This is a genomic window from Synechococcus sp. H55.2 (assembly GCF_047462495.1).
GTDB lineage: Bacteria > Cyanobacteriota > Cyanobacteriia > Thermostichales > Thermostichaceae > Thermostichus.
This window is the reverse complement of sequence record NZ_JANSJH010000138.1, coordinates 1-4,994: the sequence shown is the minus strand read 5'-3', so window position 1 is coordinate 4,994 and position 4,994 is coordinate 1. Positions and strand designations below refer to the sequence as shown.

Here is a 4,994-nt window from a genome sequence, read left to right as displayed (position 1 = left end):
TTAAACACACAAATTGGCCAACCTGACCCGACCCAGACATCAATCAAACCGTTGCGGCCTCAACCCCGGCAGAGACGGAGTCCTTGTTGCCAGATATCTGCTTGCCTGCCGGGGCCTTTGGCTAGCGCTTGCAGAGCCGGTATACCGGCAAGGTGAAATGAAAGCTGCTGCCTTTGCCCAGGACAGATTCCACCCAAATCTGGCCATAGTGGGCGCGCACAATCCGCCGGCAGAGGGAAAGGCCGATGCCATAGCCCTCCTGCTGTTGATCCCGGGACAGACGAACGGAATCGGAGAAGATGCTCTCCTGGTCGGCTTCCGGGATCCCGGGGCCGGTATCGCTGACGGTCACCTGCACCTTTTGGCTGGTGCGATGGAGGACATCGAGGCGGATGGATCCCTCGGCAGGGGTGTACTTGATGGCGTTATCCAGCAGGTTGAACAGAACTTGGCGGATCTTGTCGGGATCCACATGAACAGAAGGCAGATCGACGGGAATATCCGCTTGAAACTGCAGCCGCTTGGCTTGCATGCGCGGCTGTAGCTCTTCGATCACCGGCTGACACAGGCTGGGCAACTGGGTTTCTACGGCTCGAATCCTCAGCTCCGAGGCGGCGCCCCGGGCTGACTCGAGAATATCGGTGATCATGCTGTCCATCTTGCGCAGTTGCTGGCGGGCGTGGTCGAACAACTGCCGCTCCAGCGCTTTGTCCAGGGATCCCTCGCGCCCCTGCTGGAGGGTTTCGACCGCCAGAGCCGTGGCCGTCAGGGGGCTGCGCAAATCGTGTACCAACATGGCCAGAACGCGGTCTTTGAAGTCCAACTGCTCCTGCAATTGGGCCCGTTCCTGCCGCAGCAAAAACACCTCTTCCGACATTTGCAACAGCGCCTCGGTGGTCGGGGGAGGGGTGGGATCCTGTCCTGCACCTTCTTGTTGGGAGGCCAAGGCCGCCTGGCCCTGCCAACGGGGCCACCACACTTCCAACTGTGTTGCCAAGTCGGCCCCCGCCAAGACCTGAGCGGGCAGAGGTTCGGCCTTGACCAGAGCTGGAGTCGCCACCAACTTGTAATGCTCCGCCAGGTAGGGGTGCTCCTCCAGCAGCACCACTTTTAGTTGGGCAGGGTATTGGCCGGGTAACCCCTGGATGTGCTGAAGCAGATGCTTCTCAAGTTCAGCAACGACGGCTCGACTCTTGGCAAACAACAGCAGGCGAATGACAGAACGAGCGGAGGTGAGATCTGGCGAAGTCTGCATAGGCCGAAATCCAAAAGGCCAGAGGTTGGCGTTTCAGCAGCCGGGATTGCCATCTGCTCGAGCTGTGGGATCCACTGCTGCTTGTTCTTTCCTAACACTTAACCTTGGGGAAAAGCTGAAAAGGAACAGCGAACGTAGCGAGAGACCCCCAGAGTGCACCTTTTCCGCCCAACTGACAACCGTGGAACTCAGTGAAACAGGTAGGCCAACCCCACCAGCAGGGCCACCAACCCCACCGCTGTCAGGGTGAAGTGAAGCAGAGAGGTCCTGCCTTTGCGCACCATGTTGCGCATGGCCAGGCGGGTATAGCTCGGGGGGGATCCCTGCTGCTCCGCAACGCTTGCGCGAATGCCGGTCGAAGAAGAATCTGCAGAAGAAGGCTGCGCCATCCGAATGACCAGAGCAATAACTTAACCCTGTCTCCAGGCTAGCTCAATCTGCCTGCCAGACATCGGCATCGTTTTGGGGTAACCTGCCGATTGCAGCGAAGCGATGGCTGTTGGGCGGGGATCTTCCGGTGCCAAAATAACGACAGCATCCCCCTCCTTGGCGCTTATGTTGCAGGTTCAGCATCTTTCCTACCATCCGGCAGCCGTTTCCCAGCCGATTCTCAAGGATCTCTCCTTTGAGCTGGGCCCGAACCAGTTGGGGCTGATCGTGGGCAAAAGTGGGGCCGGCAAGAGCACCCTGCTGGAAATCTTGGCCGGCTTGGCGCGGCCCACCCAGGGACGGATTGCCTGGGGCGGGACGGAGCTCTCCCTCAACCAGTTGCGCAGCCTGGCGGGGTTGGTGTTTCAGTTCCCGGAGCGGCACTTTTGTGGCTTGACGGTGCTGGAGGAAATGCGCTTCGGCCACCCGGAACTGCAGCAAAAGGAGATCGAGAATGTCCTCCAGCAGGTGGGATTGGCAGGGATCCCTCTGCATACCTTCCCCAACCACCTCAGCGGCGGGCAACAGCGGCGCTTGGCCCTGGCGGTGCAGCTCATTCGCGGCCCGTTTCTGCTGCTGCTGGACGAGCCGACGGCGGGGCTGGATTGGTCCGTGCGGCGGCAGTTGATCGAGCTGTTGGCCCGGCTGAAATCCACCTGGACGGTGTTGGTGGTTTCCCACGACCCGGAGGAGCTGTCCTCTATTGCCGATGTGCAGTGGACGTTGCAGGCGGGATCCCTACAGCCGGTGCCGGCAGAGGCGCTGCTTCACAAGTAGCGGCGCGGATCCACCGGTTGGCCGTTGACCCGCACTTCAAAGTGAACATGAGGCCCGGTGGAGAGGCCGGTGGAGCCAGAAGCGGCAATGGCCTGCCCCCGCTGTACCTGCTGGCCCACCCCGACGGCGACGCGGCTGTTGTGGGCATAGAGGGTGGTGATGCCGCCGCCGTGGTTCACAATCACCGTGTAGCCGTAGCCGCCGTACCAACCGGCGTAGATGACCGTGCCCCGGTCTGATGCCCGAACTGGCGTGCCGGTGGGCACACCGAAGTCGATCCCCGCATGAAAGCGGCGGCTGCGATAGAGGGGGTGAACCCGCCAGCCGAAGCCACTGGTGATCGGCCCGCGCACCGGTGGGATCAACCGGCCCGTCCCCTGAACCGGATCCCCACCCCCTCGCTGCTGAGCCTGCTGGGCGATCAGTTGCTGGATGAGGACGGTCAACTGTTGAGAATCGGCTTCCAAACGCCGTTGGGCTGCTTCATAGGCAGCGCGCTCGTTGGCCAGGCGGCCCACCAGTTGCTCTTGGGCGGCAGCCTGCTGCTGCAGTTGGTTTTTCTGGGCCGCCAGCTCCTGCAAAATCAAAGAAATCTCGTTGCGCTGCATCTCCAGAGCAACGCGCTGCTGCTCCACCTCCTCAGCCATCGCCTGCAGCTCCCGGATCAACTGCCGGTCGGCCTCGATCAGCAATTGCAACTGGTGGCGGCGATCGAAAAACTCGTTCAGGTCGCGGCTGGTGAGCAGCAAAGCCCACCAATGTTCTGCCCCCTGCCGCTGCATGTAGCGCAAGCGGGCGGCCGTGCCCTGCTGCTGCCGCCTCAGGCGGTCTTGCAGCTCCTGGAGCTCTTGCTGCGCTTGCTCTAGGGCCTTCTGGGCCTGTTCCAGACGATATTGGTTGTCGCGCAGGCTGGCTTCGGTTTGGCGAATGTTTTGGCGCAGGGATCCCATGCGGCGGCGGGCCTCTTCTTCGGCCTGGCGCACTTCTCCGAGGCGGCGCTGAGTGCTCTGGATTTGTTGCTGGATCTGCTGCTGGCGCTGCTGCAGTTGGTTAACATTCTGCGCCTGAGACGGGGCCATTTCCCACAGCAGCAGACAGAGGGCGAGCAATCCGAACACCATCCACCCTTTCAGCCTGTGTGCCACACGACTCAGACTTGTCACTCCCCACACCCTCTGCAACAGACCTACCGACCCTAAGGATACAAAGATTTGCCAGGATCTGACCGAGCCCAACTGGATTGTTGCCCCCCGGTCTCGCTACTCCAAATGGCGATGGGCTGGCCGCCCGCCTATCGGCAAAACTTCAGGCTAAAAATAGTAAAAATAATACGAGAATGACAAAAATCGACCCAAGAGCCATCTCATACAAACGGGACACCATGCGCCACTTGCGAGTCTGGGGGGCTTCTTCCTCCTCTCTGCCCAGTTCAATATTGGCTAGAGAGACAACAAGGCCACAGATGGCTGATAAAAGGAGGAACCAGCGACGCCACGAAAGAATGGGAAAAGCAAACGCTCCAACCAGTGCTGTAAACGCACAAACAGTTGCTCCCATAAACACCAGCTTTGCCCGTTCTCTGTTCATCTGTTAACCTTCTCCCAAAAGGGAATTTTTACAATTTATTCTTGGTTACAATTTATTCTTGTTTTGCCGACAAGCCGGTTTTGTTATTTCTGGATTCTAAGCGCCATTCTCCCCTCACCGACCGCCAGCGGTACGACGCCGGCTGCCCCACATCCCTGTTGGGTTTCGTGGTCTGGGCCTGAGGGCAAAGTTTAGGTGCGGTTTGGCAATGGAAGTCGCTGCGGGCGTCAGCAACATGAGGTGGATTGGTCTGGCCCAACCCCACGGTTGGCGTAGCGTGCCATGGGGAATGCCAGAGCGCGGGACTGAGAGCTCCCCGAACCCCTTAAAAGCTAAATTGAGAGTTAAGGGTGAGTTGCCACGCAAGCTAAGATCGGCAAATCCTGTCTATCGATAGAGGATCCGCGTCGGCCATGATGACCGTAATGGAGTTTTTCGCCCTCAGTGCTGGGGAGTGGATGTGCCAGCGCACCAGCCATCACTTGGCTTTTCGCCGCTCTGAGGGAGGGAGGTCGAAAGTCCAGATTGCTACGCTTGCGCCAACCGATCCAGCCGTCATCCGGGTTTGTGAGCTGTTCAAGGTGGATCCGCAGCGAGCTGTGGGAGCAGCGCGGGTGCGGTGGGATGGCGAGCAGGAGTGGGACAACGAAGAGTACAAAGGCGATGTGGTGCTGGTTCCCATCCCCGATGAGGTCGATCCCATGCGCGGGCAATTGCTGCGGGATCAGGGCTATGCCGAAAAAATACCGGTGGCCGGTACCTATGTGATGGGATCCGACGGCGCCCTCACCCTCTACACCGAATATGAGATGACCGAGTCAGAGGAGCGCATCTGGTTTGCCAGCCCGAACCTGCGCCTGCGGGCCAGCACCGTCAAGCGCTTTGGTGGCTTTAGCATGGCTTCTTTCTGCTCTGAGGTGCGCAAACTTTCGGCCAGCCCTTCCCC

General features: G+C 59.9%; 6 protein-coding genes. 2 read left to right on the top strand and 4 right to left on the bottom strand.

All coding sequences use genetic code 11. The annotated features are described in order from the left end of the window. Positions 1-121: 121 nt before the first annotated feature. Together NW844_RS12125 and NW844_RS12120 are read right to left on the bottom strand one after the other, a co-directional pair. The gene (locus NW844_RS12125) at positions 122-1,255 is read right to left on the bottom strand and encodes a histidine kinase (protein WP_414335981.1); all 1,134 of its coding nucleotides are present in this window, start codon (positions 1,253-1,255) and stop codon (positions 122-124) included. Positions 1,256-1,443: 188 nt separating this feature from the next. Then, positions 1,444-1,644: a DUF3285 domain-containing protein gene (locus NW844_RS12120; RefSeq protein WP_414335979.1), complete on the bottom strand. Its 201-nt coding sequence runs from the start codon at positions 1,642-1,644 to the stop codon at positions 1,444-1,446. 166 nt (positions 1,645-1,810) lie between these two features. Here NW844_RS12120 and NW844_RS12115 point away from each other — a divergent pair, with 166 nt between their 5' ends. Continuing rightward, positions 1,811-2,461 (top strand): ABC transporter ATP-binding protein, encoded by a 651-nt coding sequence (locus tag NW844_RS12115; protein ID WP_414335977.1) that lies wholly within the window; start codon positions 1,811-1,813, stop codon positions 2,459-2,461. Here the strand turns inward: NW844_RS12115 and NW844_RS12110 are convergent. Beyond that, the gene (locus NW844_RS12110; protein ID WP_414335975.1) at positions 2,452-3,582 is read right to left on the bottom strand and encodes a murein hydrolase activator EnvC family protein; all 1,131 of its coding nucleotides are present in this window, start codon (positions 3,580-3,582) and stop codon (positions 2,452-2,454) included. The two genes, NW844_RS12115 and NW844_RS12110, sit on opposite strands and share 10 nt — an antisense overlap. A 184-nt stretch (positions 3,583-3,766) precedes the next feature. Then, positions 3,767-4,048, bottom strand: a complete 282-nt coding sequence (locus NW844_RS12105; protein WP_414335973.1) for a hypothetical protein — start codon at positions 4,046-4,048, stop codon at positions 3,767-3,769. Positions 4,049-4,461: 413 nt separating this feature from the next. On the opposite strand from NW844_RS12105, the gene NW844_RS12100 reads away from it, so the two are divergent. After that, the coding region (locus tag NW844_RS12100) for a phycobiliprotein lyase (RefSeq protein WP_414335971.1) at positions 4,462-4,994 on the top strand (533 nt) is incomplete at its 3' end.

Excerpts from the sequence above, each read along its gene's own strand:
- NW844_RS12105 (WP_414335973.1), bottom strand. The coding sequence starts at position 4,048 with ATGAACAGAGAACGGGCAAAGCTGGTGTTTATGGGAGCAACTGTTTGT.
- NW844_RS12115 (WP_414335977.1), top strand. The coding sequence starts at position 1,811 with ATGTTGCAGGTTCAGCATCTTTCCTACCATCCGGCAGCCGTTTCCCAG.
- NW844_RS12125 (WP_414335981.1), bottom strand. The coding sequence starts at position 1,255 with ATGCAGACTTCGCCAGATCTCACCTCCGCTCGTTCTGTCATTCGCCTG.
- NW844_RS12120 (WP_414335979.1), bottom strand. The coding sequence starts at position 1,644 with ATGGCGCAGCCTTCTTCTGCAGATTCTTCTTCGACCGGCATTCGCGCA.
- NW844_RS12110 (WP_414335975.1), bottom strand. The coding sequence starts at position 3,582 with ATGGTGTTCGGATTGCTCGCCCTCTGTCTGCTGCTGTGGGAAATGGCC.